The organism is Streptomyces nidicola (assembly GCF_050106155.1).
In the GTDB taxonomy this organism is placed as follows: Bacteria; Actinomycetota; Actinomycetes; order Streptomycetales; family Streptomycetaceae; genus Streptomyces.
The window spans coordinates 160,243-185,953 of sequence record NZ_JBNBPI010000001.1 but is presented as its reverse complement, the minus strand read 5'-3'; the positions used below and the strand labels follow the sequence as shown (position 1 = coordinate 185,953).

25 protein-coding genes are annotated in these 25,711 nt (G+C 70.0%); 11 read left to right on the top strand and 14 right to left on the bottom strand.

The genetic code is table 11. The features are described from left to right. Positions 1-27 precede the first annotated feature (27 nt). On the top strand, positions 28-768 hold the full coding sequence (locus ACOKM3_RS00910) for an alpha/beta hydrolase (RefSeq protein ID WP_426895858.1): 741 nt from the start codon (positions 28-30) through the stop codon (positions 766-768). Between the two features lie 40 nt (positions 769-808). On the opposite strand, the gene ACOKM3_RS00905 is transcribed toward ACOKM3_RS00910, so the two are convergent. The 3 genes from ACOKM3_RS00905 to ACOKM3_RS00895 are packed head-to-tail and all read right to left on the bottom strand — an operon-like array spanning position 809 to position 2,588. Next, positions 809-1,477 carry a DUF4230 domain-containing protein gene (locus tag ACOKM3_RS00905; protein WP_426895856.1) on the bottom strand — a complete coding sequence of 223 codons (669 nt, stop codon included), beginning with the start codon at positions 1,475-1,477 and terminating at the stop codon, positions 809-811. Between the two features lie 56 nt (positions 1,478-1,533). Next, positions 1,534-1,971 (bottom strand): protein-tyrosine phosphatase family protein, encoded by a 438-nt coding sequence (locus tag ACOKM3_RS00900; RefSeq protein WP_426895855.1) that lies wholly within the window; start codon positions 1,969-1,971, stop codon positions 1,534-1,536. Next, positions 1,968-2,588, bottom strand: coding sequence for a TetR/AcrR family transcriptional regulator (locus ACOKM3_RS00895; protein ID WP_426895853.1), 621 nt, complete (start codon positions 2,586-2,588; stop codon positions 1,968-1,970). Before ACOKM3_RS00895 ends, ACOKM3_RS00900 begins: the two co-directional genes overlap by 4 nt. 95 nt (positions 2,589-2,683) lie before the next feature. On the opposite strand from ACOKM3_RS00895, the gene ACOKM3_RS00890 reads away from it, so the two are divergent. Next, a complete protein-coding gene (locus tag ACOKM3_RS00890; protein WP_426895851.1) occupies positions 2,684-3,643 on the top strand; it encodes a DMT family transporter in 960 nt (319 codons plus the stop codon). Here the strand turns inward: ACOKM3_RS00890 and ACOKM3_RS00885 are convergent. Both ACOKM3_RS00885 and ACOKM3_RS00880 read right to left on the bottom strand, forming a co-directional pair. Further along, positions 3,557-4,705: a dihydrofolate reductase family protein gene (locus ACOKM3_RS00885; RefSeq protein WP_426895849.1), complete on the bottom strand. Its 1,149-nt coding sequence runs from the start codon at positions 4,703-4,705 to the stop codon at positions 3,557-3,559. The genes ACOKM3_RS00890 and ACOKM3_RS00885 overlap by 87 nt on opposite strands. Positions 4,706-4,742: 37 nt before the next feature. Beyond that, entirely contained in the window at positions 4,743-5,714 is a 972-nt protein-coding gene (locus ACOKM3_RS00880; protein WP_426895847.1) for a glutathione S-transferase family protein, read from the bottom strand. Between the two features lie 147 nt (positions 5,715-5,861). Here ACOKM3_RS00880 and ACOKM3_RS00875 point away from each other — a divergent pair, with 147 nt between their 5' ends. The 3 genes from ACOKM3_RS00875 (at position 5,862) to ACOKM3_RS00865 (ending at position 7,160) form a co-directional block, all read left to right on the top strand. After that, positions 5,862-6,398: an SRPBCC family protein gene (locus ACOKM3_RS00875; protein ID WP_426895845.1), complete on the top strand. Its 537-nt coding sequence runs from the start codon at positions 5,862-5,864 to the stop codon at positions 6,396-6,398. A gap of 74 nt (positions 6,399-6,472) precedes the next feature. Next, positions 6,473-6,709, top strand: a complete 237-nt coding sequence (locus ACOKM3_RS00870; protein WP_426895843.1) for a hypothetical protein — start codon at positions 6,473-6,475, stop codon at positions 6,707-6,709. A 106-nt stretch (positions 6,710-6,815) separates the two neighbouring features. Beyond that, on the top strand, positions 6,816-7,160 hold the full coding sequence (locus ACOKM3_RS00865; protein WP_426895841.1) for a VOC family protein: 345 nt from the start codon (positions 6,816-6,818) through the stop codon (positions 7,158-7,160). A gap of 63 nt (positions 7,161-7,223) precedes the next feature. Here the strand turns inward: ACOKM3_RS00865 and ACOKM3_RS00860 are convergent, their stop codons facing one another. The 3 genes from ACOKM3_RS00860 to ACOKM3_RS00850 form a co-directional block, all read right to left on the bottom strand. Further along, the gene (locus tag ACOKM3_RS00860) at positions 7,224-7,613 is read right to left on the bottom strand and encodes a VOC family protein (RefSeq protein ID WP_426895839.1); all 390 of its coding nucleotides are present in this window, start codon (positions 7,611-7,613) and stop codon (positions 7,224-7,226) included. 134 nt (positions 7,614-7,747) lie between these two features. Next, entirely contained in the window at positions 7,748-9,586 is a 1,839-nt protein-coding gene (gene asnB / locus ACOKM3_RS00855; protein ID WP_426895838.1) for an asparagine synthase (glutamine-hydrolyzing), read from the bottom strand. A 261-nt stretch (positions 9,587-9,847) separates the two neighbouring features. Next, positions 9,848-11,035, bottom strand: coding sequence for a TIGR03364 family FAD-dependent oxidoreductase (locus ACOKM3_RS00850; protein WP_426895836.1), 1,188 nt, complete (start codon positions 11,033-11,035; stop codon positions 9,848-9,850). A gap of 127 nt (positions 11,036-11,162) precedes the next feature. Here ACOKM3_RS00850 and ACOKM3_RS00845 point away from each other — a divergent pair, with 127 nt between their 5' ends. Then, positions 11,163-11,951: a GntR family transcriptional regulator gene (locus tag ACOKM3_RS00845; RefSeq protein ID WP_426895834.1), complete on the top strand. Its 789-nt coding sequence runs from the start codon at positions 11,163-11,165 to the stop codon at positions 11,949-11,951. Further along, positions 11,948-12,634: a phosphonatase-like hydrolase gene (locus ACOKM3_RS00840; protein WP_426895832.1), complete on the top strand. Its 687-nt coding sequence runs from the start codon at positions 11,948-11,950 to the stop codon at positions 12,632-12,634. The genes ACOKM3_RS00845 and ACOKM3_RS00840 overlap by 4 nt, the downstream gene beginning before the upstream one ends. A gap of 3 nt (positions 12,635-12,637) precedes the next feature. Here ACOKM3_RS00840 and pgm read toward each other — a convergent pair whose 3' ends face one another. The 4 genes from pgm to ACOKM3_RS00820 form a co-directional block, all read right to left on the bottom strand. Then, a complete protein-coding gene (pgm, locus tag ACOKM3_RS00835; protein ID WP_426895830.1) occupies positions 12,638-14,272 on the bottom strand; it encodes a phosphoglucomutase (alpha-D-glucose-1,6-bisphosphate-dependent) in 1,635 nt (544 codons plus the stop codon). A gap of 86 nt (positions 14,273-14,358) precedes the next feature. Continuing rightward, a complete protein-coding gene (locus ACOKM3_RS00830) occupies positions 14,359-15,105 on the bottom strand; it encodes a Clp protease N-terminal domain-containing protein (protein WP_426895828.1) in 747 nt (248 codons plus the stop codon). Positions 15,106-15,167: 62 nt separating this feature from the next. Beyond that, entirely contained in the window at positions 15,168-16,202 is a 1,035-nt protein-coding gene (locus tag ACOKM3_RS00825) for an aldo/keto reductase (RefSeq protein WP_426895826.1), read from the bottom strand. Between the two features lie 169 nt (positions 16,203-16,371). After that, the gene (locus tag ACOKM3_RS00820) at positions 16,372-20,685 is read right to left on the bottom strand and encodes a discoidin domain-containing protein (protein ID WP_426895824.1); all 4,314 of its coding nucleotides are present in this window, start codon (positions 20,683-20,685) and stop codon (positions 16,372-16,374) included. Between the two features lie 181 nt (positions 20,686-20,866). On the opposite strand from ACOKM3_RS00820, the gene ACOKM3_RS00815 reads away from it, so the two are divergent. Both ACOKM3_RS00815 and ACOKM3_RS00810 read left to right on the top strand, forming a co-directional pair. Then, positions 20,867-21,361 (top strand): cupin domain-containing protein, encoded by a 495-nt coding sequence (locus ACOKM3_RS00815; RefSeq protein WP_426895822.1) that lies wholly within the window; start codon positions 20,867-20,869, stop codon positions 21,359-21,361. 335 nt (positions 21,362-21,696) lie between these two features. Beyond that, positions 21,697-22,137, top strand: a complete 441-nt coding sequence (locus ACOKM3_RS00810) for an OsmC family protein (protein WP_426895820.1) — start codon at positions 21,697-21,699, stop codon at positions 22,135-22,137. A gap of 49 nt (positions 22,138-22,186) precedes the next feature. Here ACOKM3_RS00810 and ACOKM3_RS00805 read toward each other — a convergent pair whose 3' ends face one another. Continuing rightward, entirely contained in the window at positions 22,187-23,884 is a 1,698-nt protein-coding gene (locus ACOKM3_RS00805; protein ID WP_426895818.1) for a chitinase, read from the bottom strand. A gap of 170 nt (positions 23,885-24,054) precedes the next feature. Further along, positions 24,055-24,555 carry a mycothiol transferase gene (locus ACOKM3_RS00800; protein WP_426895816.1) on the bottom strand — a complete coding sequence of 167 codons (501 nt, stop codon included), beginning with the start codon at positions 24,553-24,555 and terminating at the stop codon, positions 24,055-24,057. A gap of 245 nt (positions 24,556-24,800) precedes the next feature. Here ACOKM3_RS00800 and ACOKM3_RS00795 point away from each other — a divergent pair, with 245 nt between their 5' ends. Both ACOKM3_RS00795 and ACOKM3_RS00790 read left to right on the top strand, forming a co-directional pair. Next, positions 24,801-25,235 (top strand): hypothetical protein, encoded by a 435-nt coding sequence (locus ACOKM3_RS00795; protein WP_426895814.1) that lies wholly within the window; start codon positions 24,801-24,803, stop codon positions 25,233-25,235. An 84-nt stretch (positions 25,236-25,319) separates the two neighbouring features. Further along, entirely contained in the window at positions 25,320-25,703 is a 384-nt protein-coding gene (locus ACOKM3_RS00790) for a hypothetical protein (protein WP_426895812.1), read from the top strand. The last annotated feature ends 8 nt before the right edge of the window (positions 25,704-25,711 follow it).

The following is a 25,711-nucleotide window of genomic DNA, read 5'->3' as shown; positions in this document are numbered from 1 at the left end:
CTGTGAGCTCTCCCGAAAGGCACGACCATGCACTTCACCTCTGAACAACGCCTCGACGACGGTGTCGTCGAGCGCGCTTTCACCCTCGGCGACGTCCCCGGCATCCTGTGGACGCCCGCATCCGCCTCGGCCGCCGCACCGGTCCCGCTCATCCTGCTCGGCCACCCGCCGCTCGGGCTGCAGAAGATGTACCCCCGCCTCGCGGCCCGGGCCCGGCGCTCCGCGGCGGAGGGCTACGCCGCGGCCACCATCGAGCTCCCCGGGAGCGGCGACCGGCCCCGCCTGGCCGCCGTCGACGAGGCACGCGCCGACCTGCGCCGGACCTTGCAGGCCGGCGAGCCGGTCGGCGACGAGATCATCGACGCCGTCATCCTCCCGCTCGTCGAACAGTCGGTCCCGGAATGGCGGGCCGCCCTCGACGCTCTGCTGGCACTGCCCGAGATCGGCGGTCCGGTCGCGTACTCGGGAGGCGTGATCTCCATCGGCGTCCGGCTCGCGGTCGTCGAGCCGCGCATCGTGGCCGCCGGCCTCTTCGCCGGCAGCTTCGTGCCCCGCACCATGTTCGAGGAGGCCCGCCGGGTCACCATCCCGCTGCATGTCCTGCTGCAGTGGGACGACGAGGGGAACGACCGGCAGGCCGCCCTGGACCTGTTCGACGCCTTCGGCTCCAAGGAGAAGACGCTGCTCGCCAACATGGGCGGACACACGGGCGTCCCGCAGTCCGCGGGGGAGGACGCGGCCGGGTTCTTCGCCCGGCATCTGCGCTAGGGCCTGATCCAAACGACAGGCCCTAGGCGCTACGGGCTCGTCACGTCCCGTAGGTGACCTTCACGTCGCGGAACCCCAGGGACCGCAGCAGGCCGTGCAGCATCTCCGTCGTGTTCCGCTCGGCGCGGCCCGTGAGTTTGCTGTCCCGCGCGGCCTCGCCGATGTGCCGGGCGGCGAGTTGGCGTACCGCCCGCTCGTCGCCCGGGTTGTCGGAGAAGAGGTCGCCGAGCCGGTCGAGCAGTCCGCGCTGCTTCGACACGGCGTACGAGCGGTCCGTGTCGAGAGTGGGCTTGGCGAGCCGGGCGTGCGGCAGGCGCAGCGTCGCGGACGTGCGCTCGTCGTTCACCCGCACGTCGCCCGGGCCGAGCTCGCCCAGGTCCACATACGAGTTGACCGTGCCCGCGCCGATGTACAGCGTGCGCGTGCCTTGGATGGCGTCCGGCAGATACTTGGAGTCCTTGTCCAGGTCGACGACCACCTGGTAGTTGCCGGCCGCCGCCTCGTAACGGCTCAGGTCCCGCACGGACTTGAGCAGCGCCGGCCCCGAGCGGTCGTGCGTCTCGGTGCCGAACATGTCGTCAAGGCGGTGCACCAGGCCAAGTCCGGTGAGCACGACCACGAGCACGACGAACAGCGCGACCGCCGCCTTCGTCCACAGGGGTATGCGCGCGACCCTCGCCCACCGGGGCAGTGCGGTCCTCGGCGTCATGGGGACCTCCTTCCCATGACTACCAAATGCCACGGGAAGCGCTGATCACGCTTCTTTCAGGAAGTTGCGAACCGCCGTACGTACCGCTTCTGCCACGGTGTCTCAACCGCCCCACGGGCATAGTGCTCGCGTACGTAGGTGACGGCCCCGTCGGCCGGTACTCCGTCCAGCACCGCTAGACACGCGAGCGCCGTCCCCGTACGACCGCGCCCGCCCGCGCACGCCACTTCCACCCGCTCGTCCGCACAGCGCCGCCACGCCTCGGCGAGCACGGCACGCGCGCGTGCACGGTCGGCGGGCAGCCGGAAGTCCGGCCAGCGCAGCCACGTCGACTCCCAGTCCGTGGGCGGGGGTTCGGCGCCCAGGAGGTAGATGCCGTACGTCGGCGGGGGACCGGCGGGCAGGGGATTACGCAGCCCCCTGCCGCGCACGAGCCGCCCCGAAGGCAGCCGCAGCACACCCGGCGCCCCCTCCTCCCACGCCTGTGCCGTCACCGCGCGTCCTTCGCCGCCGACAGCAGGAACGCCGCCATCCTGCGCGCCCGGCCGAAGGCGTCCGGGAACACATCCAGTCCGTCCGAGACCAGCGCGCCCTCGTGCAACAGCATCAGTGAACGCCCCAACTCCCTTGCGGAGTCCGGCGCCACGCCACCCGCGAGCCGGGTGAACAGCTCCAGCATCCACCGCTTCTGGCCGGTGATCACCGCGTACGCGGGGTGCGCGGGGTCGCTGATCTCCGCGTGCGCGTTGACCATGCTGCAGCCCTTGCCGCTGTTGGCGCGCATCCACTCCTGGGAGGCGTCGAAGACAGCCAGCACCCGCTCGGTGGGGGAGAGTTCGGCATCCTCGTGGTGGCCGGCGAGGTAGGCGCGCCAGCGGGCGTCGCGGGTCGCCAGATAGTCGACGACGATCTGCTCCTTGGAGCCGAAGCGGTCGTAGAGCGTCTTCTTCGTGACACCCGACTCGGCCGCGATCAGATCCACGCCGACCGCGTGGATGCCGCGCTCGTAGAACAGTCGCGAGGCGGTCTCCAGGACCTTGCGCGCGGCCGGTGTGAGGTCGGGCCGGTCCGGGTCGACGGCCGGCGGGGCGGGGTTCGTCGTCGTACGCATGCCTCCAGGGTATACCGATCTGTATAGTGGAGCCAGGTAGACAGATCTGTATACCTCTGTTCCTGAACCCGATCACGCGAGGCGGTGGCCGCGCCATGAACGTCCTTTTGTCCATCGGATTCGTCCTGACCTGGAGCTCCGGCTTCATCGGAGCCAAGCTCGGCGCCGGCGACGCGAGCGCCGTGACCACGCTGATGTGGCGGTTCCTGCCGCTGGCGCTGGTCCTTGGCGCCGTCGCGGCGGCGGCCGGCAGGAAGCGATGGCGCGGGCTTGGCAGGCGCGCCGTCGGACGGCAGGTCGTCATCGGCGCCCTCTCGCAGAGCGGCTACCTGCTGACCGTCTACTACGCCATCCAACTCGGCGTCTCCAGCGGCACGACCGCCCTCATCGACGGCACCCAGCCCCTGGTCGCGGGCGCCCTCGCCGGACCGCTGTTGCGGCAGTACGTCACCGGGCGGCAGTGGCTCGGCCTGTGCCTGGGGCTTGCCGGGGTCGTCGTCGTCACCACGGCCGACGCCGGCGCCGTCGCGGGCGTGCCCTGGTGGGCGTACGGCGTCCCGTTCCTCGGGATGCTGTCGCTGGTCGCGGCCACCTTCGTGGAGAGCCGCTCGCGCACCCGGGTCGAGCCGATGGTCGCGCTGACCGTGCACTGCGCCACCAGCGCCGTCGTCTTCAGCGGACTCGCCGTCGCGCTCGGCGAGGCCGCGCCGCCCGCCGCGCCGTCCTTCTGGGTCTCGATCGCCTGGCTCGTCGGCCTGTCGACATTCGGCGGCTACGGCCTCTACTGGATCGTGCTGCGGCGCGGCGGCCTCACGCAGGTCAACACGTTGATGTTCCTGATGGCGCCCGTCACCGCCGTGTGGGGAGCGCTGATGTTCGGCGAACCCTTCGGGATACGCACCGCGCTGGGGCTCGTCCTCGGCCTCTCGGCCGTCGTGGTCGTGCGGCTCGGTACGCGCGCGTACCCGCTACGGAGCGGCCGCGACAAGGTGGCGGTTGGGGAGCACGGCCGCGTCGGCCAGCTCCGGGACCTCCACCACGGTGACGCCCGCTGACGCGAGCACCCCGATTCCGTCGGCGCCGGGCACGAACGTGTCCGGCTCCCGCCACGCCGTCACCACGCGGCGCACCCCCGCGTCGACGATGAGCCGGGCGCACGGCTTCGGCCGCGAGGCCCGGTGGGCGCACGGCTCCAGGCTGCTGTAGACGGTGGCCGTGGCGAGGCGCGGGTCGTCGGCGGCGAGCTTGCCGAGCGCGGACTCCTCGGCGTGCACCACCGGGTCCTCGCCCTCACGCGAGTGACCGCGCGCCAGCTCCGTGCCGTCGTCGGCGACGACCACGGCGCCGACGCTGAACGCGGTCCGCGACGGCGGGCACTCGGCGGCCAGTTCGCAGGCCAGCCGCAGCCAGTGCCGGTCCGCCGCGGTGGCCGCCGCGCCGGGGCCCGGGACGGTCGGCGCGTACCGTGTGACGATCACGTCCCCGACCCGCTCCGTGGCCAGCACCCGCATCCGGCTGCGCGGCCCGCCCGGATAGGAACCGGGCCCGAACAGGCGCGGCGCACCCGGCTCACCGACCACCAACGGGGCGACGGCGAGCCGCAGTTCGTCCGCCAGCCCCAGTTGCAACAGCTGCGTGTGCACGCGCGCGCCGCCCTCGACGAGTAGCCGCCGCACACCGCGCGCACCGAGGTCGTCGAGGAGCGCCGCCCAGTCCAGGTGCCGGCCGAGCGACACGACGTCCGCCGCGCCACCCACGCGCGTGCGGGCGCGCGTGGCACCCGATTCGGTCGTGTAGACGAGCCGTTCGCCGCCCGTCGTCCAGAAGGGGTCACCCGGATCCAGGTCCCCGGAGGCGGTGACCGCCACCTTCAACGGGTAGGCGGGCAGCCCGTCGTCGACCCGCTTGGCGCGCCGCCGCGGCGAATTGACGAGCAGCCGGGGTCGGTCCGCGCGCAGCGTCCCCGCCCCGACGAGGATCGCGTCGCTCGCCGCCCGCACCGCGTCCACGCGCTCGAAGTCCTCCGCCCCGGAGAGCAGGAGCCGCTCGGGACCGGTGTCGTCGAGGCATCCGTCGAGCGACACCGCGGCGGACAACAACACGTGGGGGCGGGGCATGGCGACTCCGTGACCGGGCGGAACGTACGCCCCGACCCTATCGAGGCGCCGGCGGCGTGCCGTCCCCGAAGGGGCGCCCGCCCAGCTTCTCGCGGCCGTGCGGGGTCAGCCAGCCGGACGGATCGGGGCCGAGCGGCACGATCCGCGTGGGGTTGATGCCGGTGTGCACCTGGTAGTAGTGCCGCTTGATGTGGTCGAAGTCGACCGTGTCCCCGAAGCCGGGCGTCTGGAACAGGTCCCGCGCGTACGCCCACAGGACCGGGTCCTCGGCCAGCTTGTTGCGGTTGCATTTGAAGTGGCCGTGGTAGACGGCGTCGAAGCGGACCAGCGTCGTGAACAGCCGGACGTCGGCCTCCGTGATCGTGTCGCCGACGAGATACCGCTGCCCGGCGAGCCGCCGCGACACCGTGTCGAGCCGCGCGAACACGTCCCCGTACGCCTCCTCGTACGCGTCCTGCTCGCTGGCGAATCCGGCCCGGTACACGCCGTTGTTCACGTCCCGGTAGATGCCCTCCATCACCTCGTCGATCTCGTCGCGCAGCGGCTCCGGATACAGGTCGGGCGCGCCGTCCCGGTGCAGCGCCGTCCACTCGGTCTCCAGGTCGAGCGTCAGCTGCTGGTAGTCGTTGGTGACGAGCTTCCCGGACGGTACGTCGACGATCGCGGGCACGCTGACACCGCCCGGATAGCCGGTCTCCCGCGCGTCGTACGCCTCACTGAGGAAGCGGATGCCGAGCACCGGGTCGCGGTCGTCCGGGTCGAGCGTGAAGCGCCAACTGCGGTCGTCCTGGATCGGATCGGCGACCGCGAGCGACAGCGCGTCCTCCAGGCCGAGGAGGCGGCGCACCACCAGGGCGCGGCTCGCCCAGGGGCAGGCCTTGCTCACGACGAGCCGGTAGCGGCCCGCCTCCACCGGCCAGCCGTCCCGGCCGTCGGCGGTGATCCGGTCGGTGAAATGACTGCGGGACCGTTTGAAGGCCTTCTTGCCGTACGAGGCGTTGCCGGGCACGTGGGTCTCCCTCCGGGGTCGGACACGATCGTGCGCCCCGAGCCTGCCCGAGGAACGGCCCGCGCACCACCGCGGCGGAGGCGGCTGTCGGTGGCCGATGAGAGGCTCGGAGTGAGCACTGACCGCGATGGCATGGAAGGCGCAGGCATGACGACCACGACCGGCAGCTACCTCACTCTGGACGACGGCCGTCCCGGCGTCCGGTTCACCCGCACGTACGAGAAGCCGATCGACCGCGTCTGGCGCTATGTCACCGACCCGGCCGACCTCGCGCACTGGTTCCCGTCCAGGTTCGAGGCGCAGGAGCTGGCCCCCGGCGCGACGATCCGCTTCTTCGGCGATCCGAACATGCCGGAGTCCGAGGGCACGGTCGTCGCCGCCGAGCCCCCACGCCACTTCTCCTTCATGTGGGGAGGCGACGAGCTGCAGTACGACCTGGAGGAGCGCGGGGACGGCGGCACGCACCTGACGCTCACCAACGTGCTGGTGACCGCGGACACCGCGGCGCGCAACGCGGCGGGCTGGGAGGTCTGCCTGCTCGCCCTCGACGCGGCCGACCGCGGCGAGCCCCTGTCCGAGGAGCACACGGGGGCGACGCCGCGCTGGAAGGAGCTGTACGACGCCTACACGGCGGCCGGCTTCCCCTCCGGCGCGCCCGTGCCCGGCCTGGACGAGGCGTCCTGAGGCCGCCGCACCGCGTGTGCGTACGGTCACAGCCTGAATAGCGGGATCCCACGAACGGGCGCAAAATCGGACACATGTCCTTTATGTCCGCGAGTGTGACGTGGCTCGGACTCGGCCTCACGGTCGGTACCGCGGGACTGGTGACCTACGGTCTTGCGGCGCTCCCGTGCGGGGCCTCGGTCCGGCAGGAGGAGGCCGAGGCGGTCTGCCGCCCGGCCAGGCGGACGGCGCTCGCCCTCGGTGCGCTCGGCATCGCGGCGTTCGTCGTCGGGACGGTGTTCCTTTTTCTGGACGTGACGAACTTCGGCTGAGCGCGGCCGGGGAACGCTTCCGGAATTTCTTCGCGGAAGCCGTCACACATCCGCCCTGGCGCGTGTCGTAGCAGTGAGAGCCACGTAACGAGTGAAGGAGTACTCCATGACCAGCGGTCAGCAAACGATCATCGCCCCCGTCCGGGACCTCGCCGCCGCCAAGGCCGTCTACACCAAGCTGCTCGGCGTGGAGCCGTCCTCCGACGAGGCGTACTACGTGGGCTACGACGTGGCGGGACAGCACTTCGGCCTGAATCCGAACGGGCACCAGCAGGGCATGACGGGACCTGTGGGCTACTGGACCGTCGACGACATCCAGGGGATGGTCAAGTCCCTGGTCGAGTCCGGTGCCGAAGTGGTCCAGGACGTCACGGAGGTCGGTCCGGGCCGCCGGATCGCTTCGCTGAAGGACGCGGACGGAAATGTCTTCGGGGTGCTGCAGGACAGCTGAGCGGACGACACGACGAGCAGTGGGGCCGCGGCCCGAAGGCCACGGCCCCACTCGATCCCGCCGCTACTGGTCACCGCCCCCGTAGGGGCGCGTGATCACTTCCATGCCGTGGTCCGCGGGGTCCATGAAGTACACGCCACGACCCCCGTCGTTGTGGTTGATCTCGCCCGGCTGCTTGCGGTGCGGATCGGCGTAGTACGTGAGCCCCGCGTCCTTGATGCGCCCGAAGATCCCGTCGAACTCCTCCTCGGTGACGAGGAAGGCGTAGTGCTGCGTGACGATGGACTCGGCGGGGATCGTCGCGAAGTCCAGGGTCACGCCGTTGCTCAGGTCGAGCGGGATGAACGGGCCCCAGGCATCGCCCACTTCGAGCCCCAGGATGTGCGCGAGGAACTCGGCGGACTCCCGGCTGTCCCGGGAGTGGACGATGGTGTGATTGAGCTGAACTGCCATGGTGGATTGCCTCCAGAAGGCAACTCCGGCACCTCCATGCCTCACCCGGTCGGTGACCGGCACGCGATGCTGTCCGGGATCTTAGACATGGGGCCGGGTCCGGGGCCAGTCCCTTTCCGGCTTCGGCTCCGGCGTCAGTCCAGGACCAGTTCCGGGTCGTACATGTCGAGCCAGAGCGCCAGGTCCAGCGTGCGCTCCAGGCCGCGCCGCGAGGCCTGCGTGATCTGCGGGGTCTCGCGGTGGGCGGCGGCACTGAGCCGCTCCCTGTCGACGATCTCGAAGACCCGGTGCGAGGGCTTCGCGAGCAGGTCCTTCGCGTGCTCCTGCAGCGCGAGCGCGTACTTCGGATCCTGTGTCGACGGGTAGGGGCTCTTGACCCGGTCGTACACCGACGTCGGCAGCACGTCCGCCGTCGCCTCGCGCAGCAGGCTCTTCTCACGCCCGTCGAACGACTTCAGCGCCCACGGTGTGTTGTAGACGTACTCGACGAGCCGGTGGTCGCAGAACGGGACCCGCACCTCGAGGCCCACCGCCATGCTCGCCCGGTCCTTGCGGTCGAGCAGGACCCGCACGAAGCGGGTCAGGTGCAGGTAGCAGATGCGGCGCATCCGGTACTCGAAGTCGCTCTCGCCCTCCAGGCGCTCGATGTCGCGCACCGCTTCGGCGTAGCTGTCGGCGGTGTACCCCTCCAGGTCGAGCCGCTTGGTGAGCTCGGGCCTGATCACGTCCGAGTCGTCACCGATGTGCTTGCCCATGCTCACCAGCCACGGGAACGCTTCCGCGCCCCGTGCCTCCTCGTCGAAGAACTGGAGGTAGCCGCCGAAGACCTCGTCCGCGGACTCGCCGGACAGGGCGACCGTCGAGTGCTCGCGGATCGCCTTGAACAGCAGGTACAGCGAGGCGTCCATGTCGCCGAGCCCCGCCGGAATGTCGCGTGCCCGGATGACGCGGGCGCGCACCTCGGGGTCGGCGAGCGCGTTCGAGTCGAGCACGATGTCCTGGTGGTCGGTCCCCGACGCCTGCGCCACGTCGTGCACGAAGGGGGTGTCGGGTGTGCCGCGCAGCTCGTCGGCGACGAAGTTCTCGGCCTGGCCGAGGAAGTCGACGGCGAAGCTGCGCACCGTCTCCTGGCCGGCCAGCTGCTCGGCGGCGATCGCCGTCATCGCGGAGGAGTCGAGGCCACCCGACAGGAGCGTGCAGCGCGGCACGTCCGAGACGAGCTGGCGGCGGACGATGTCGTCGAGCAGCTCGCGCACCTTGGCGATGGTCGTTTCCTGGTCGTCGGTGTGCGGCTTCGTCTCCAGCGTCCAGTACGCGCGCTGCCGCAGGCCTTGACGGTCGACGGTGACGATCGTGCCCGGCACCACCTCGTTCATCCCGTCCCACACGGCATGCCCCGGAGTCTTCACGAACGTGAACAACTCGCGCAGTCCGTCGAGGGTGACACGGCGCGCGGCGAGCGAGTTGGCGAGGATCGCCTTGGGCTCGGAGCCGAACAGCACACCGTCCTCGGTCTCGTAGAAGTAGAAGGGCTTGATGCCCATCCGGTCGCGGATCATGACGAGCTTGTCGGCGCGGCCGTCCCAGATGGCGAACGCGTACATGCCGTTGAGCCGCTCGGGCAGCTCCTCGCCCCACTCGAGGTAGCCGTGCAGCACTACCTCGGTGTCCGAGTCCGTGCGGAACTCGTGGCCGAGGGCCGTCAGTTCGGCGCGGAGCTCGGTGTAGTTGTACGTCTCGCCCGAGTAGACGAGGGCGACGTTCCCGTCCGGTGTCTCGACGGTCATGGGCTGCCGGCCGCCCGGCAGGTCGATGATGGCGAGCCTGCGGTGACCGAGGGCCGCGGGGCCCTCGATCCAGGTGCCGCGGTCGTCGGGACCGCGGCACTCCATGGTCTGGGTCATCGCATCCAATGTCTCGGCCGAGGCCCGCAGGTCACGGTCGAAGGAAACCCAGCCGGTGATGCCACACATAACGCTTCCTCCTGCTCGCCGTACGGCCGTGGCCAACCGGGGCAACAAGTTGTACACGGCATCTATGTTTCGAGCGTGTGACATGGAGGCGGGTCGGGTCAATGCGTCCGTAACGTGCCGGAGGGGTCCGACCGAGCGGTTTCGGCCGCCGGTCGTGACGCTAAGCGGAATGATTCCCTTCGCAAATCCCTTGTGGTGGCGGCCTCTTGAGAAAAGTTGCCCTGGGCTACCAGTGTGATCCGGCCACAGGCAAAGAATTGATCAATCCTGCGCCGGGCCCGGCACTGTCTCAGCAAGTGACCCGTCGAACGTCGCCGCCGCGAGCCCGAACGACAGCGTCATGCCGATCCCCGACGTCACCGAGAGCGCTCGGACGCCCGGAGCCACATCGCGTACGAGCAGCGGTCCGCGGGTGCTGCTCGCGTACACGCCCTGCCAGCGTTCGGTGACCCGCACCGAGGGAACGCCCAGGACGCGGGAGGCCTCGCGCAGCAGCAGCTCCGCCGTCGCCTCGTCCTGGAACGGGATCTCCGTCGCGTCGTACGCGTGCGAGTCGCCGACCAGGACCGTGCCGTCGGGCAGCCGCGTGAACATCACGTTGGCGACCACGTCCAGGAGTTCGGGGCTGTGCCCGGTGACCTCGGCGCGCAGCCGGTCGGCCGACGGCATCGCCGTGAAGCCGTCGTAGCGCAGCATCGATGTCGCGGTCAGGACCGCCGAGTCCGTGCGGAAGGAGTCGGGCGCCGCGACGCGGGCCATCGACAGGCGGCAGCGTTCGATGCCGTGTGCCTCGGCCTCCGCCGGGTACAGGCGGTCCAGGTCGTGGCCGACGCAGAGCAGGATCCGGTCCCCGCGCACCGGACCTCGACTGGTGTGCACCGTGCCGGACTCCACGCCGAGCACGTTCGTTCCCCAGGAGATCGTCACGCCGGGCTGCTCGGCCAGCCAGTCCGCGAGCCGCGGCGCCGCCTCGCGCGGGTTCACCCGCAGGTCCGCGGGCAGCAGCGCGCCGCCGGCGAGGTCCTCGTGCCCTTCCGTGGAGCGGCCGAGCGCCTCGCCCACCTGGTCGCGCGTGCGCATCCGCACCGCGTCCGTGCCGCGCTCGTCCCGCAGCTCCTCCAGGACCGCCAGCTCGGTCGCCGACCGGGCCACCACGAGCGCGCCCGCCTCCGGCGCCCACAGCCCGGCCGACTTGGCGGCGTCCACCCAGCCGGTGCGCGAGCGCAGCGCGAGACCGAGGAGTTCGCCGCGCTGCGCCGTGACGCAGCAGTGGCCGAAGTTGCGCACGGACGCGCCCACAGGCCGCCGGTCCCGCTCGACCACCGTGACGCTGAGCCCCCGGCGCACCGCCTCGAAGGCGTGGGCGAGGCCGACGATGCCGGCGCCGACCACGACGAGGTCGCTGCGGCCGGAGGGGAGTGCGGTGGAGGGCGCTGATGCGTTGTTCATGACACCAAGACTGCGGACCGCCCGCCGTCACCCGCAAGCGTTGTCTATACAAGTTTCCTCGTTGTTTACCAGCTGTGCGCCGGGCGCGCTCTTGCTCAGCTCGTGCCCGGGCTGCGAGACTCGACTTGTGAAGACAAGTAGCGAGGAGGGGCCGCTGCACCAGCGGCTCGGCGCCGAGTTCCGGCGACGTATCGAGTCGGGGGAGTGGCCCGAAGGGGTGCCCGTGCCGAGCGAGGCACAGCTGTGCGAGGAGTTCGGGACCTCGCGCGGCCCGGTGCGCCAGGCGCTCGCGCAGCTGCGGGCCGACGGCCATCTGGTCGGCGGGCGCGGCAAGCCGCCCGTCGCCCGCAGGGTCACGCCCTCGCAGCCGTTCGCCTCGCTGATGTCGTTCACGCAGTGGGCCGAGTCGATCGGTCGGACCCCGGGCCAGCACACAGTGGAGGTGGCCCGGCGCCGCGCGAGCCCCGAGGCCGCCGCGCGCCTGGGCCTCGATGAGGGTGCGCCCGGCGTCGACCTCGTCCGGCTGCGCCACCTCGACGGGGTGCCCGCGATGGTCGAGCGGTCCACGTTCGTCCTCGACGTCGGCATGCACCTGTTCGCGTTCGACCCGGACGAGGGCTCGGTCTACGACGCCCTCACCTCGTGCGGCGTGGACCTGGACCGCGCCCGGCACACCATCGACGCCGTCGCGGCGGACCCGCAGGACGCCGAGCTCCTCGGTGTCGATCCCGGCCAACCCCTGCTCCGCGTACGGAGGTTGGCGTACACCGGCGACGGCAGGCCCGTCGAGTACGCGGACGACCGCTATCTGCCGTCCATGGCCACCTTCACCATCGAGAACACCATGGACGGCCGCACCGTCGCGGCCCGCGGCGGCACCGCAGACACCCGCATCACCGTTAAGGAAACCCAGTGATCGAACTCGCCGTCTTCGACATGGCAGGCACCACCATCGACGAGCACGGGGCCGTGTACGACGCGCTGCGGCACGCCGTCGAGTCCACCGGCGTCCGTGTCGACCCGGTCGACCTGCAGACCTGGATGGGCACCGACAAACGCGAGGCCATCGCCGCGCTCGTCCGTATCGGCGGCGGCATGCCCGACGCGGACCTTGTCGAGCGGCAGTACGCGGCGTTCCGCGCCTACCTGCGCGAGAGCTACGCGAAGCAGCCGCCGGAGCCGATAGCCCACGCCGACAAGGCACTTGAGGAGCTGCGCGCCCGCGGCATCAAGGTGGCCCTCACCACCGGCTTCAGCGCGGACGTGGCACTGCCGCTGCTCGACTCGCTCGGCTGGTCCACCGAAGAGGGCGGCAACCTCGATGCGGTCGTCACCTCCGACGAGGTGCCGCGCGGGCGCCCCGCCCCATACATGATCCAGCGCGCGATGGAGAAGACGGGCGTCGTCGATGTGCGGGGCGTCCTCGTGGCCGGCGACACGGTCGTCGACATGGAGGCCGGGTTCAACGCGGGCGCGGCCGTCGTGGTGGGCGTGCTCACGGGACAGCTCACCCGTGAGCAGCTCGAACTCCACCCGCACAGCTACGTGTTGGACGGCGTCGCCGACCTCCCCGGCATTGCCGAGACCCAGAGCCCCTGAAGGTCAGCTGAGCGCCGCGTCCACGATCGCCTGCGCCTCGCTCTGCACCTGGGCGAGGTGCTCGGCGCCGTGGAACGACTCGGCGTAGATCTTGTAGACGTCCTCCGTGCCGCTGGGCCGTGCCGCGAACCATGCGTTCTCGGTGGTGACCTTGACGCCCCCGATGGCCGCGCCGTTGCCCGGCGCCTCGGACAGCCGGGCCGTGATCGGCTCGCCCGCGAGGGTGTCGGCGGTGATGGCGTCGCCGGTCAGCTTCGCGAGACGGGCCTTCTGCTCCTTCGTCGCCTTGGCGTCGATGCGGGCGTAGGCGGCGCCCGACGCGCCGTGCTCCGCGGCGAGTTCGGCGTAGTACACGGAAGGCGTCTTGCCGGTGACGGCGGTGATCTCGGCGGCCAGCAGGGCGAGCAGGATGCCGTCCTTGTCGGTGGTCCACACGCTGCCGTCCTTGCGGACGAAGCTCGCCCCGGCGCTCTCCTCGCCGCCGAACGCCACCGAGCCGTCGACCAGGCCGGGCACGAACCATTTGAATCCGACGGGGACTTCGACGAGTTCGCGGCCGAGGGTGGCGGCGATCCGGTCGATGACGGCGGACGACACGAGCGTCTTGCCGATGGCCGCGGACGCCGACCACTGGCTCCTGTGGCTGAACAGGTAGTGGATGGCGACGGCCAGATAGTGGTTGGGGTTCATCAGGCCCGCGTCCGGGGTGACGATGCCGTGCCGGTCGGCGTCCGCGTCGTTGCCGGTCAGCAGGTCGTACTCGGCACGCCGTGCGAGCACCGAGGCCATCGCGGGCGCGGACGACGGGTCCATCCGGATCTTGCCGTCCCAGTCGAGCGTCATGAAACGCCACGTGGGATCGGTGTCCGGGTTCACCACGGTCAGGTCGAGCCCGTACATCTCGGCGATGCGCGCCCAGTAGTGCACGCTCGCGCCGCCCAGCGGATCGGCGCCGACCCGCACGCCGGAGGCGCGGATGGCGTCGATGTCGATGATGTCGCCCAGGTCCTCGACGTAGCGCTCACGGAAGTCGTACGGCTCCCAGGCCGCCTCTTCGACCGTGCGCGGCGCCCAAGTGGGGTCCTCCAGAAGCTCGTTGGCGCGATCGGCGATCCACGAGGTGGTGGTGGAGTCGGCGGGGCCGCCGTGCGGAGGGTTGTACTTGAAGCCGCCGTCGCGGGGCGGGTTGTGGCTCGGCGTGATGACGATGCCGTCGGCGCGGTCGTCGCCGTCGGCGGCCTTCCCGCGGTTCCAGCGCAGGATCGCGTGGCTGAGCGCGGGCGTCGGCACGAAGTCCTCGTGCGCGTCGGCCAGCACCCGTACGCCGTGCGCGGCGAGGACACCGAGGGCGGTCTTCAGGGCGGGCTGCGACAGGGCGTGCGTGTCCGGGCCGATGAAGAGGGGGCCCGTGATGCCCTCAGCGGCGCGGTGCTCGACGATCGCCTGGGTGATCGCGGCGATGTGCTTCTCGTTGAAGGCGCCGTCGAGGCTGGAGCCGCGATGGCCACTCGTGCCGAAGACGACGCGCTGCTCGGGGCGCGTGACGTCGGGCTCGCGCGTGTAGTACGCCTCGATCAGCTCGTCGACATCGATGAGATCGCCCGGCAGGGCGGGGGTTCCTGAGCGCTCAGCAGTCATGGAAGCAGTCTCCCACCTGCGCCTATGAAGGAAAGTGGGCGGCACAGACGGGAGACAGGTTGGAGCGGCTGACTGCCAGGGAACTCTCAGTCCTCCTCGGGCTCCTGGGACTCCTGCTGGTTCTTCACGATCTCAGCGAGGGTCGCGAGAACCTGCGACTCGACCTTGCCCTTGTCGATGCCGAGCCCGGTGAGCAGCCCGGATCCGTTCTCGTGCTCCAGGAGTGCGAGCAGGATGTGCTCGGTGCCGATGTAGTTGTGGCCCAGGCGCAGTGCCTCCCGGAACGTGAGTTCCAGGGCCTTCTTGGCGTCGGCGTCGAACGGCACCAGGGCGGGCATGTCCTCGGACGCGGCCGGGAGGGCCGCCCTCGCGGCTTCGCGCACGGTGTCGAGCGGCACGTCCTGCGCCAGGATCGCCTTCGCGGCGAGGGCCTCCGGCTCCTTCAGCAGGCCGAGCACCAGATGCGCCGGGGTGATGTTCGCGTTGTTCGCGGCGCGGGCTTCGTTCTGGGCGCCCACCACGACGTTGCGGGCGCGCACCGTGTACCGGTTGAAGCCCTCGCTCGGGTCGATGGGCTTCTCGTCACTCTTGGGCACGAAGCGCTTCTGCGCCGCCTGCCGGGTGACTCCCATGCTCTTGCCGATGTCCGTCCAGGAGGCGCCGGAGCGGCGGGCCTGGTCGACGAAGTGGCCGATCAGGTGGTCGGCCACTTCGCCGAGGTGGTCCGCCGCGATGACGGCGTCCTGGAGTTGGTCGAGTGCGTCGGGGTGGACCTTCTTGATGGCTGCGATCAGGTCGTCGAGGCGGACGTTCGCGTCGGTTGGCTTCGTCATGACGCAACCGTAGGTTGACAGTGAAGTGCTGTCAACTACGAGTTGACACTCGGGTTCGTGTCTCACACGGCCGGCGGGTTCAGCTGCCGGAACCCGTCCTGGGTCCGGTACGGGTAGTACGGATAGGGGGCCTTGACCTCGCTCGCCGCGTCCAGCTTCGCCACCTGCTCCGGCGTGAGCTCCCAGCCGATGGCGCCCAGGTTCTGCGTGAGCTGCTCCTCGTTCCGCGCCCCGATCAGCACAGTGGACACGGTGGGCCGGCGCAGCAGCCAGTTGATGGCGATCTGCGGGATAGCCTTCCCGGTCTCCTCCGCGACCTCGTCGAGCGCGTCCATGACCCGGTACAGGTGCTCGTCCTCGATGGGTGGCCCGAACTGCGCCGTCTGGTGCAACCTGCTGTCGGCGGGCAGGGGCTGCCCGCGCCGGATCTTCCCGGTGAGCCGTCCCCAGCCGAGCGGGCTCCACACCACGGCGCCCACACCCTCCTCCTTGGCGAGCGGCATCAACTCCCACTCGTAGTCCCGGCCGACGAGTGAGTAGTACACCTGGTGCGCGACGAATCGCGGCCGCCCGTGCTTCTCCGCCTCGGCGAGCCCCTTCATCAACTGCCAGCCCGCATAGTTGGAGACGCCGGTGTAACGGACCTTGCCCGCGCGTACCAGGTTCTCGAGTGTTGCCAGGACCTCCTCGACCGGCGTGCTCGCGTCGTACGCGTGCAGCTGGAACAGGTCGATGTGGTCGGTGTCGAGGCGCCGCAGCGCGGCGTCTACGGATGCGATCAGCCGTGACCGCGACACTCCGGCGTCGTACGGCCCCTCGCCGGTCGGCAGTGCGGCCTTGGTCGAGATGAGTGCACGATCGCGCCGTCCCTTGAGTGCCGCGCCGAGCATGTCCTCCGACGCCCCGTCCGAATAGACGTCGGCCGTGTCGAACAAGGTCACGCCGTGCTCCAGGCTCAGATCCACCATGCGCCGCGCCTCGTCGATCCCCGCGGTACCCCACGCGGAAAACAGCGGACCACGCCCCCCGAAGGTCCCGGCCCCAAAACTCAACGCCGGAACCTTCAGGCCGGATGTTCCCAACTGGCGGTACTCCATGGCGATCTCCTCGCTAATGGGCTCAAGACCCCGTTAGTGCGTGCCGCAACAGTAGCAAGGAGTGGCGGGTAATGGAACCAGGGTCCCTTTAGCCGTGGGTCTCCGTGGCGCCCAAGAGGGGCCGGGCGTGTATGCCCGGCCCCCCCCGTTCTGGCGTGTCGACTACCGCCTACGGTAGGGAATTGATCTTGAACGTCGACGTCGTGTTGCGGATGTCCACCGCGTTGTCGGTCAACTTCAGGTTGTGGAAGGTGACTTCGCCGACGGCCGGGCCCTGGCCCGCCTCTGGGAGCTCGTTCGCCCATACGCCGAAGCCGGACTTCGCGTCGTGGGCGTCGCCGCTCTTGCGGGCGCCGGAGATCGTCACGTCCGTGAGGATCGTGTCCTTGATGGGGTACTGGGGTTGGCCTCCCACGTAGTTGGTCTGGAACATGATGCCGCTGTACGTCGGGTCGACGATGTCGACGTCGTTCACCCGGATCCCCTGGAACACCTTCGACGCCGAGAACATCCAGATGCCGGGGAAGGTCTGCCCGCCCCAGAAGTGACCGCCGGAGCGGACGATCGAGGTGTTCTCCAGCCTCGTCGGCTCCGTGCCGAAGCCGTTCATCGGGTAGCCGAAGTCGAGAGAGCTGATGGTGACTCCGGAGTAGACGAGGGTGTCCGCGATGAGGATGTTGCGGAAGGTGTTGTCGTAGCCGCCGTACACGGCGATGCCTGCCGCCCGCCAGGTGAGCAGGGAGCTCAGGTTCTCGTACACGTTGTTCTTCTCGTCCGCGCCGCCCGCGTCGATCGCCGAGAACAGCGCGAAGCTGTCGTCGCCGGTCGCCCGCGACTCGTTGTTCACGACGTGGTTGTCCGTCGACCCGTTCGTCATGTTGACGCCGTCGGCGAACGTGTCCCGGATCCGGGAGTTCTTGATGGTGACCCGGTCCGTGTTGGCGCCCCAGTACAGGCACACCGTGTGCTCGTTCCAGACGTCGTCGATGGTGATGTCGGCGACGTTCGAGAAGTCGAAGACCTTGCCGGGGCCGTCGATCCGCGACGTGTAGTTCCCGAAGAAGGAGAAGTGGGTGAACGTCGAGCCGTTCGCGCTTGCCTCCGCCCGGAAGCCCGCGTCCGTGTTCTCCTGCGACGAAGGTGTGTGGAACCGCGTGAACCACGGGCCCGCGCCGACCACCTTCACGGCCTTCCCGTACACCTGGAACTTGTTCGACGTCTCGTAGTCACCGGCCGGCAGATACACCCCGACGAGCTTGCCGCTCGTGTCCATCCGGACCTTGTCGAGCGCGTCCTGCACCGCCTGGTGCGAGAAGCCGGTCGGCACGGCGTATGCCGCAGGGTCCGGATTGGGGAGTTGCTTCGCCTCCTCCAGGTTGATGAAGTCGATCGCGTACGTGGAGTCGTTCGCGGCGTCCTTCTGGAGCCGGATCTTGCTGCCCTGCGGGACCGTGGCGCCGAGCAGCAGGTTCGCCTCGTCGTAGATGTGGCGGGGTGCCCCAGCACTTGGTGTGTTGCCGGGGCCGGTCTCGGACCCGTACAGCCATGCGTACTTCGACGTCAGGTCGGCGGCCTTCAGGAATCTGCCGTCGACGTACACGTTCAACGTGGAGTTCTTGCCCCCGCCGCCCGCCGCGTCCGGCATCGAGAAGCGGGTGACGAGTGTGTTCGTCGGCGCCTTCGTGGTGAACTCGACGTAGCTGCCGGTCGATTCGAGCGTGACCGCCTTGCGGCCCGAGGCCTCGCCGGCGACGTCGCCGACGGTCCGGTTCGGGCCGACGACCTTCGCTCCGCCGCCGACCGTGCCGTCCTCCGCCTCGTACATGTCGTACGGCATGCTGGCCCCGCGACCCACGAACAGGGGTTGCGTGGACGTGTTGTTGGCGCGCTTGACCGCGAGCTCATTGGCGTCGTCGGCGATCACCGTCTTCACCGTGAACTTTCCCTTGCCCGCGGTCCACGTGCCCAGCTTCACGGGCGGCGTCGTGTCACCGGCCGCGATCGTCCCGTCGTGGGAGCCGGTGAGTGTCTTCACCGCACTTCCGCCGGAGCCCGTGACCGTGAGGGTGATGGCGTGACCGCCGCCCGAACTCGCCTGGTTGCCCTGGTTCTTGAGGGCGACCGAGAAGGTGACCGTGTCGCCCTCGGAGGGCGCGCTCGGCGACCAAGCCACGGGCGACGCCACCAGGTCCGAACTCGTCACCGGCTTCACGACCAGATTCGTCGGGCTGATGTAGTCGTTGTTCGCCTCGTCGCGCTCCACGACCAGCTTGCTCGCGTCGACCACCGCGCCGACCTGGTACGAGCCCGCCTCGTGCGCGCCGATGTCCGCGCTCACCGTGGCCGACGCACCGGCCGCGAGGGCGCTCACCGAACCCGTACCCACCTTCTGCGAGCCGAGCTTGAAGTCGATGTCGGTGGCGTCGGCCGCCTCGGTGCCCGCGTTGCGCACCGTCGCCGACAGCGTGATCTTGTCGGACTCGACCGGCGTCTCGGGCTTCGACGTGATGCCCGTGACCACGAGATCCGGGTTCGGTGCGGGCTCGCCGAGCACCTGGAACTCGGCCAACTGGCCCGCCGAACCACCGGAGTTGGTGGTGAAGACGAGTCGCACGTCCGCGACGCGCGCGGTCAGCGGCACCGTCACCTCGTTGCCGCCCGCCGGATCGAAGCGGTACTCCTTCGGCTCGGTCAGCCTCGTGAACTCCGACGCCTTCTGCTCCCGCCCGAGCACCTCGATCTTCTGTGTACGCGCCGCCCACGCCGCGTCCGGATTCAGCTTCAGGACGAGCGAGGAGACGTCCGCGTTGGCGCCGAGCTTCACGGTGAGGTTGTTCGGGTACGAGCCGGCGGCGCCCTCCCAGTACGTGCTGGTGTCGTCGTCCACCGCGTTCTCCGCGACGTACGTCTGCGTGGTCGACGACGCGGACACGGGCTTTCCGGCCGCCAGGTTCGCGGCCTCGGTCGTGGAACCGTTGCGGGTCACCGTGTTGCTGTTCGCGGACTGGTTGCCCGCCGCGTCCTTCGCCCGCACGTAGTACGTCACCGTCGCCGACGCAGGCTGACTGTCGGTGTACGAAGTGACGTCACCGGCAACCGACTTGAGCAGCTTCCCGTTCGCGTAGATGTCGTACGCGGTGACCTTCACGTTGTCGGTCGATGCCCGCCAGTCGAGCTTGACCTCGCCCTTCGTCGCCTCGGTGAAGGAGAGGGCGCCGGGTGCGGTGGGTGCCTGCGTGTCGCCCGAATCGCCCTTGCGTGTCACGGAGTTGCTGTTCGCGGACTGGTTGCCTGCCGCGTCCTTCGCCCGCACGTAGTACGTGAGCGAGGCCGACGCGGGCTGCGTGTCCGTGTACGTGAGGGTGTCGCCGTCGACCGAGGCGCGCAGCCGCCCGTCCGCGTAGATGTCGTAGCCGGCGACCTTCGTGTCGTCCGTGGAGGCCTTCCACGTCAGCTTGATCTGACCGGACGCGGGCTCCGTGTAGGCGAGATCGCCGGGCGCTGTCGGTGCCTCGGTGTCGCCGGTCGTCGGCCCGTACACCTCCAACTCGCCCAGCTGTCCGGCCGGTTGGCGTGTGTTGGCCGTCACGAGCATGCGTACGTAGCGCGTCGTCACCGAGTCGAACGTGATGCTCTGCCGCTGTCCGTCCGCCGCGCTGAACTCGTACGGCTTCGATGCCGCCAGGTCGGTGAAGTCCGAGCCGTTGGCGCTGCCCTTCACGGCCAGTGTCTGCGTCCGGGCCTCCCAGGTGGGCGGCAGCCGCAGCTCCACACGGTTCACCCGCACCGACGCGCCGAGATCCACCTGCACCCACTGGGGCAGCGCGTCGTTCTTGCTCTCCCAGTAGCTCGACAGGTCACCGTCACCCGCGTTGGCGGCCGCGTACGTCTGCGTCACTGAACTGGCCGTGAACGTCTTGCCGCGCGCCAGGTTCACCGACGAGTCGGCGGCCCCGTGCACCTCCAGCTCCGCCAACTGGGCGGCCTTCCAGCCGGTGTTGGCGGTCACCACGACCCGTACGTACCTCGCCTGCGTGGCGGGGAAGGAGACGTCCACCGTGTTCCCCGACCCGGGCGAGAAGGCGTACGGCGCCGAGGACTTGAGGGTGTCGAACGTCGTGCCGTCGGCGCTGCCCTGCACCGAAAGCGTCTGCGTCCGGCTCTCCCACGAGGCCGGCAGGCGCAGCGTCACCTCGTCGACGCGTGCCGTGGACCCCAGGTCGACCTGCGCCCACTGCGGCCAGTCGGCACCCGAACTCTCCCAGTAGGTCGAGGGGTTGCCGTCCGAGACGTTCCCCGCCCCGTACCCCGACTTCGCACTGCTCGCCTTGGTCTGCGCCCCCGCAGCGAGATTGGGCCCGCCCGTGGCCTGCGCCGCGACGGCGGGCAGGCCGAGTAACGCCAGGGTGAGCGCGAGGAGGACCACCGAGAGGCTCCGCCACCGCCGTCTTCCGCCGGATCTGAACACGCACTGTCCGAACATGCTTCTCCTGTCCCTGCACCGTTGTTGTGGGTGAATTAAGGACGTGCATCAGGTTCTTGCGTTCAGTTGTTGGAGAATTGCAGAGCTGTGTTGCTGAGTCCACTGTTTGAACAGAGAGAGTTGCGGTGAGGGAGAATCGAACGGTCACCACCCGCCGTACCACGTCAGGGGAACCAGACCGATGCCCGCTGCCCACGTCACCCTCTCCGACGTCCTGAACGCCGCCGCACCGGAGGCGACCGGCGCCCTCTGGCGGCTCGACGGCGCGGCCCGCCAGCTCGACGCGAACGTCGTCCGCCTGCGGCCCGGTGGGGGCGGCGACGCGTACGTGGAAGCCGAGCTCGATGTGCTCCTCGTCGTCGTGGAGGGCCACGGCACGCTCCACCGGGCGGGCGTGGACGAGGAGGTGGCGCCCGGCACGCTCGCCTTCGTGCCTCGCGGCGAGCGGCGCGCGGTCAGCGCAGGCGAGGACGGACTCGTCTACCTCACGGCACACCGAAGGCGGCCGGGCATGACCATCCGCCGCGCGGAACCGCAGGTCACAGCCGAGGGTGGCGAGGCACCCTGCCTGCTGCCCCGAGTGTGCGCGTCCTGCGGCCGGGCCGCCGACGACGCAGGCGCCCTGTACTGCGCCCGGTGCGGGAAGCGCCTGGAGGGGCGGGGAGAGGCGCAGTGATCCGGCCTTCCTTGAGGCGAAGGGATCACGCCAGACGGTGCGGCCCGCGCCTCGACTCCGGCCGTATGTACGGGATGTGGCGCCACGACGCCGTAACTTCTCGCCACTGATTCAACACGTGAAGTTACCGAAATCCGGGGGTGCGGGATGAAGTCCGCCGCCGTCCCCGGCAGACTCTGACGCACGGCGGCCGCGTACTCGGGCAGCGGTCGCCAGGGGAGGGAGCACCATCGGGGAGTCCGCGGGCGTGGGGCACGCGGACTCCCCGACCCCGCCGCCCCGACACCCCGCAGGCGCTGCGCGGCACGGAGCCCGCCTCTGGTTACGGTTCCGGCATGGCCGACTACCGCATTGAGACCGTCCGCAACGGCGACCGCGACTGGACCGCCCGCAACGACCGCGGCGCCGAGGTCCGCATCGCCCCCGCCGACAGCGAGGGGGCCCAGCCGTCCTTCACCCCCGTCGAACTCCTCCTGGCCGCGCTCGGCGGCTGCGGCGGCCTCGTCGTCGACCGCACGGCCCGCACCGTGCCGCACGACGAGCTGCGCATCACCGTCGAGTCCGTGTCACGGCCGGAGGACGACGGCCGGGTCGGAGCCGTCCGTGTCTCGTACGAGATCGAGCTGCCGGAAGGGGACACGCAGGCCGCCGAGGCACTCGAACGCGGCATCCGCCTGACCCACGAGAAGTACTGCACGGTCAGCCGCACCGTCGAACACGGCGCGCGCGTCGAGGCGCTGGGCCCCGACGGCACGGTGCTCTTCATGGGCGGCTGACAAAGCTGACACGACCGGGCGCGGTCGACCGCGCCCGGCCCCATACCGCCTACGGCAGCGCGTGCACCTTCGGCCCCACCGCGTTCGACCAGGCGTTGCCCGCCGTCGCGTCCCAGTTCGTGGACCAGGTCATCGCGCCGCGCAGCCCCGGATAGGTCTTCGCGGGCTTGAACGTGCCGCAGCCGGTGCCGCGTGCCAGGCAGTCGAGCGCGTTGTTCACGACGGACGGGGCCACGTAGCCGCTGCCCGCGCCGCGCGTCGACGCCGGGACACCGAGCCCGACCTGCGAGGCGTCGAGGCCGCCCTCCAGCTGGATGCAGGCGAGCGCCGTCAGGAAGTCGACGGAGCCCTGGCTGTAGACCTTGCCGTCGCAGCCCAGCATCGAACCGCTGTTGTAGTACTGCATGTTGACGACCGTGAGGATGTCCTTCACGTTCAGCGCCGTCTTGAAGTACTCGCCGGACGTCGACTGCATGTCGATGGTCTGCGGCGCCATCGTCAGGACCAGCTTGCCGCCCGCCTTCGCCGACAGCTGGCGCAGCGCCTTCGTCATGTACGTCGAGTTGAGCCCGTTCTCCAGGTCGATGTCGACGCCGTCGAAGCCGTACTCCTGCATGAGCCGGTACGTGCTGTCCGCGAACGCGGTCGCCGACGCGTCGCTGTTGACCGAGACGCTGCCCTTCTCCCCGCCGACCGACAGGATCACGGACTTGCCCGCCGCGTGCTTGGCGGCGATGTCCGCCTTGAAGTCGGCGGCCGAGGCGTAGCCCACCGCCGGGTCGAGGTTGAAGGTGATCTGCCCGGGGGTGGTGGTGGCGTCGGCGAAGGAGACGGCGATGATGTCGTACTGCGACTGCACGTCACGGAGCTTCTGGACGGTCGCGCCGTTGTCGAAGTTCTGCCAGTACCCGGTCAGCGCGTGCTTGGGCACGGTTCCGCCGCCGGGGTTGCCGCCGGACGTGGCCGTCCTCGCGCTCACCGCCGCCGACTTCGCCGATTCGCCCGCCGCGTTCGTCGCGGTGACCTGGAAGTTGTACGAGGTGTCCGCCGCGAGCCCGGTGACGGTCGTCGAGGCACCCGTCACGGCGGCGACCTTCGTGCCGTCCCGGTAGACGTTGTAGCCGGTGGCGCCCGAGACCGGGGACCAGGAGAGGCCGATGGAGGACGAGGTGGCCGCGCCCGCCGCGAGGCCCGTGGGAGCGGCCGGGACCACGACCGGATCCGAGCCGCCGCCCCCGTCGGGTCCAAAGACGTTCACATCGTCGACGTGGTACGCGCTCTGCCCGTACCAGCCGTGCGTGTAGATGGTCACGGAGGTCGTGTTCGCGCCGGTCGTGAAGCTGGTCGTGAGCTGCTGCCAGGAGGAACTGCCGGGTGTCCACGTGGACACGTCGGTGGTGCCGGTGCCGCTCGCACCGAGATAGGCGTACCCGCCCTGCACCCAACTGCTCAGTGTGTACGTCGAGTTGGGCTTTACGGCGACGGTCTGGCTGCACTTGGCGTTGTCCTGGCCCGCCGGGGTCGCCTTCAGGGCCTTCGTGCCGCCGTGCACGGGGGAGGTCACGACGGAGCCGCTGCCCGCGGAGCACGTCCAGTTGCTCAGGTCCGACTCGAAGCCGGCGTTCTTGGCCACGTTGACGTCGGCGGCCTGCGCGGGTGCGGCGAGCGCGGTGACGCCGAGCGACGCGGCCGCCACGACGGCGAGAGCGAGGCCGGGTCTGCGTCTGCGAGGGCGTGCACGGTCCACGGGGGAGCCTCCTGGGAAGAGGTGGAGAAGCTGCGGATGTGAACGGTGGCCACCGCTGTGTGCGCCAAAGTTGGTTCAGACCAATCGAGTTGTCAAGACCTCTGGCACGCACGTCAACGACGCCGGACGGAAGGTCCGGCGCCGTTGACGAAGGCGGAAGGTCGGTGGGTTCAGCTCAGTCCGCGCAGGTAGGCGGCCTGCCCCACGTGCTGCAGATCGTCCGCGAGCACGCTGATGAGCCGGACGCCCAGCGTCACCGGCGGATCCCAGCCCTCGTCGACGACACGGTCGAGATCGGCGTCCTTCAGGCCGCCGAGGAACCCGAGCGTCTGCTCGTGCACCGCGTCGTAATAGCCCGTGAGGAGCTCGCCCGAGGCGACCCGCACCTGGCCGACCTGCTTCGGCGTGTGTCCGTACCCGGTGTCCGACTCGGCGAGCGGCAGATCGAACCGCTCCGCCCAGCCGCCCGCGAGCCATACCTGCTGGAGTCCCGCGGCATCGGCGATGTGGTCGTCCTGGACGCGGGTGAGATGCCAGATCAGCCAGGCAATGGAATTCGCCGTGTCTTCCGGTCGCTCGTGCAGCGCGTCGACGGAAAGCCCCTCGACTGCCGAGTGCACCTCTTCCTGAATACGGCTGTAACCGTCCATGAGTACGTCATGTGAGCGCATGCGTGCAGTGTCTCCGACCTGAGGGATTTCGGCCAACGGTCGCCGTGAATATGCCCGGAGACTGGCGTGAAAGCCATGGTGACACCGCCTCCCAGGTGCCGATACTTGACGAGGGAACGGTTGAACGTTGTTCGTGGGCGGCGACCCGCGGGCCAATTGCCCGGGTAATTCTCGCCGTTGCGGTGGAGCACTGATCGTTTGGCACAACTGTCAATACAGCCGGGCGCCAGGCAATGGGGGAGACCGTGCACGACGAATTCCTGTGCCACGTCACCGCGTACGGAATCTGCGGTGGCCGGCGCGTGGGTGTTCCGCTCGGCACATATCGCGCCCCCACTCTCGCGCTGGCCCTGTGGTGGCTGCGCGACCGGGCCATGTGGATGGCCGAGCGCCTCGACCCGCGCCCCGGCCTGGGCCACTTACCCGAGGGTGCGCTGACGCCCATGGCCGATGACGCACCCGATGTGCCGGAACAACTGCGGGCCTGGTGCGCCGACCCGGACCAACAGGAGAACGTCGCGGAGGAGTTGGCCTCCGGACGGCTCGTCAGGATCGTGACCCGCGACGACACCACCGAGTACGAGCTCCTCGCCGAGTCCGTCGACGCGGTCCGCATGGCCCGCACCCAGCCGCGCCGCCGCGGCCCGCGGCGCCGCATGACAGTTACCAATAGTCACTGACAAGAGTGACACGGCGCTTGATCGCGCCGACTCCGGGGCAGTCTGATCACGCTCTGTAAGAACGATCACTCCGGGGACACCGAAATGAAGCGCTTCATCAAGCACAGATCCGTGCTGCTCGCCCTCGCCCTCCCACTGCTCGGCGGCGCCACGACCGCCCTCGCACCCACCTCGGCCGCCGCACCCGGCGCCGTACCGCCCGGCCAGGTCTGCTTCTGGACCGAGATCGGCATGCACGGCCAGGCGTGGTGCTACGGACCGCCCGGCTACGCCGACGCGGAGAACGGGACGGCGCGCCACGCCGCCTCCTTCGAGTCCCGCGTCTCGGGGACCGTCTACGCCATCAGCTACACCTCGACCGGCTGCCTCTACCGGGAGATCAGGCGCGACGACTACTCCGAGAACTGGGAGTGGTCCGGAAAACTCGACGGTGTCGCCGACACCACCATGGGGTGCGAGCCGGGCTGACGCGCGCC

Bases quoted from the DNA above. Each gene is read 5' to 3' on its own strand.
- ACOKM3_RS00830 (WP_426895828.1), bottom strand. From the start codon at position 15,105: ATGACGAAGCCAACCGACGCGAACGTCCGCCTCGACGACCTGATCGCA.
- ACOKM3_RS00870 (WP_426895843.1), top strand. From the start codon at position 6,473: ATGTCCTTTATGTCCGCGAGTGTGACGTGGCTCGGACTCGGCCTCACG.
- ACOKM3_RS00800 (WP_426895816.1), bottom strand. From the start codon at position 24,555: ATGCGCTCACATGACGTACTCATGGACGGTTACAGCCGTATTCAGGAA.
- ACOKM3_RS00895 (WP_426895853.1), bottom strand. From the start codon at position 2,588: ATGCGTACGACGACGAACCCCGCCCCGCCGGCCGTCGACCCGGACCGG.
- pgm (WP_426895830.1), bottom strand. From the start codon at position 14,272: ATGACTGCTGAGCGCTCAGGAACCCCCGCCCTGCCGGGCGATCTCATC.
- asnB (WP_426895838.1), bottom strand. From the start codon at position 9,586: ATGTGTGGCATCACCGGCTGGGTTTCCTTCGACCGTGACCTGCGGGCC.
- ACOKM3_RS00860 (WP_426895839.1), bottom strand. From the start codon at position 7,613: ATGGCAGTTCAGCTCAATCACACCATCGTCCACTCCCGGGACAGCCGG.
- ACOKM3_RS00910 (WP_426895858.1), top strand. From the start codon at position 28: ATGCACTTCACCTCTGAACAACGCCTCGACGACGGTGTCGTCGAGCGC.
- ACOKM3_RS00825 (WP_426895826.1), bottom strand. From the start codon at position 16,202: ATGGAGTACCGCCAGTTGGGAACATCCGGCCTGAAGGTTCCGGCGTTG.
- ACOKM3_RS00820 (WP_426895824.1), bottom strand. From the start codon at position 20,685: ATGTTCGGACAGTGCGTGTTCAGATCCGGCGGAAGACGGCGGTGGCGG.
- ACOKM3_RS00890 (WP_426895851.1), top strand. From the start codon at position 2,684: ATGAACGTCCTTTTGTCCATCGGATTCGTCCTGACCTGGAGCTCCGGC.
- ACOKM3_RS00815 (WP_426895822.1), top strand. From the start codon at position 20,867: ATGCCCGCTGCCCACGTCACCCTCTCCGACGTCCTGAACGCCGCCGCA.
- ACOKM3_RS00885 (WP_426895849.1), bottom strand. From the start codon at position 4,705: ATGCCCCGCCCCCACGTGTTGTTGTCCGCCGCGGTGTCGCTCGACGGA.
- ACOKM3_RS00790 (WP_426895812.1), top strand. From the start codon at position 25,320: ATGAAGCGCTTCATCAAGCACAGATCCGTGCTGCTCGCCCTCGCCCTC.
- ACOKM3_RS00865 (WP_426895841.1), top strand. From the start codon at position 6,816: ATGACCAGCGGTCAGCAAACGATCATCGCCCCCGTCCGGGACCTCGCC.
- ACOKM3_RS00875 (WP_426895845.1), top strand. From the start codon at position 5,862: ATGACGACCACGACCGGCAGCTACCTCACTCTGGACGACGGCCGTCCC.
- ACOKM3_RS00850 (WP_426895836.1), bottom strand. From the start codon at position 11,035: ATGAACAACGCATCAGCGCCCTCCACCGCACTCCCCTCCGGCCGCAGC.
- ACOKM3_RS00905 (WP_426895856.1), bottom strand. From the start codon at position 1,477: ATGACGCCGAGGACCGCACTGCCCCGGTGGGCGAGGGTCGCGCGCATA.
- ACOKM3_RS00810 (WP_426895820.1), top strand. From the start codon at position 21,697: ATGGCCGACTACCGCATTGAGACCGTCCGCAACGGCGACCGCGACTGG.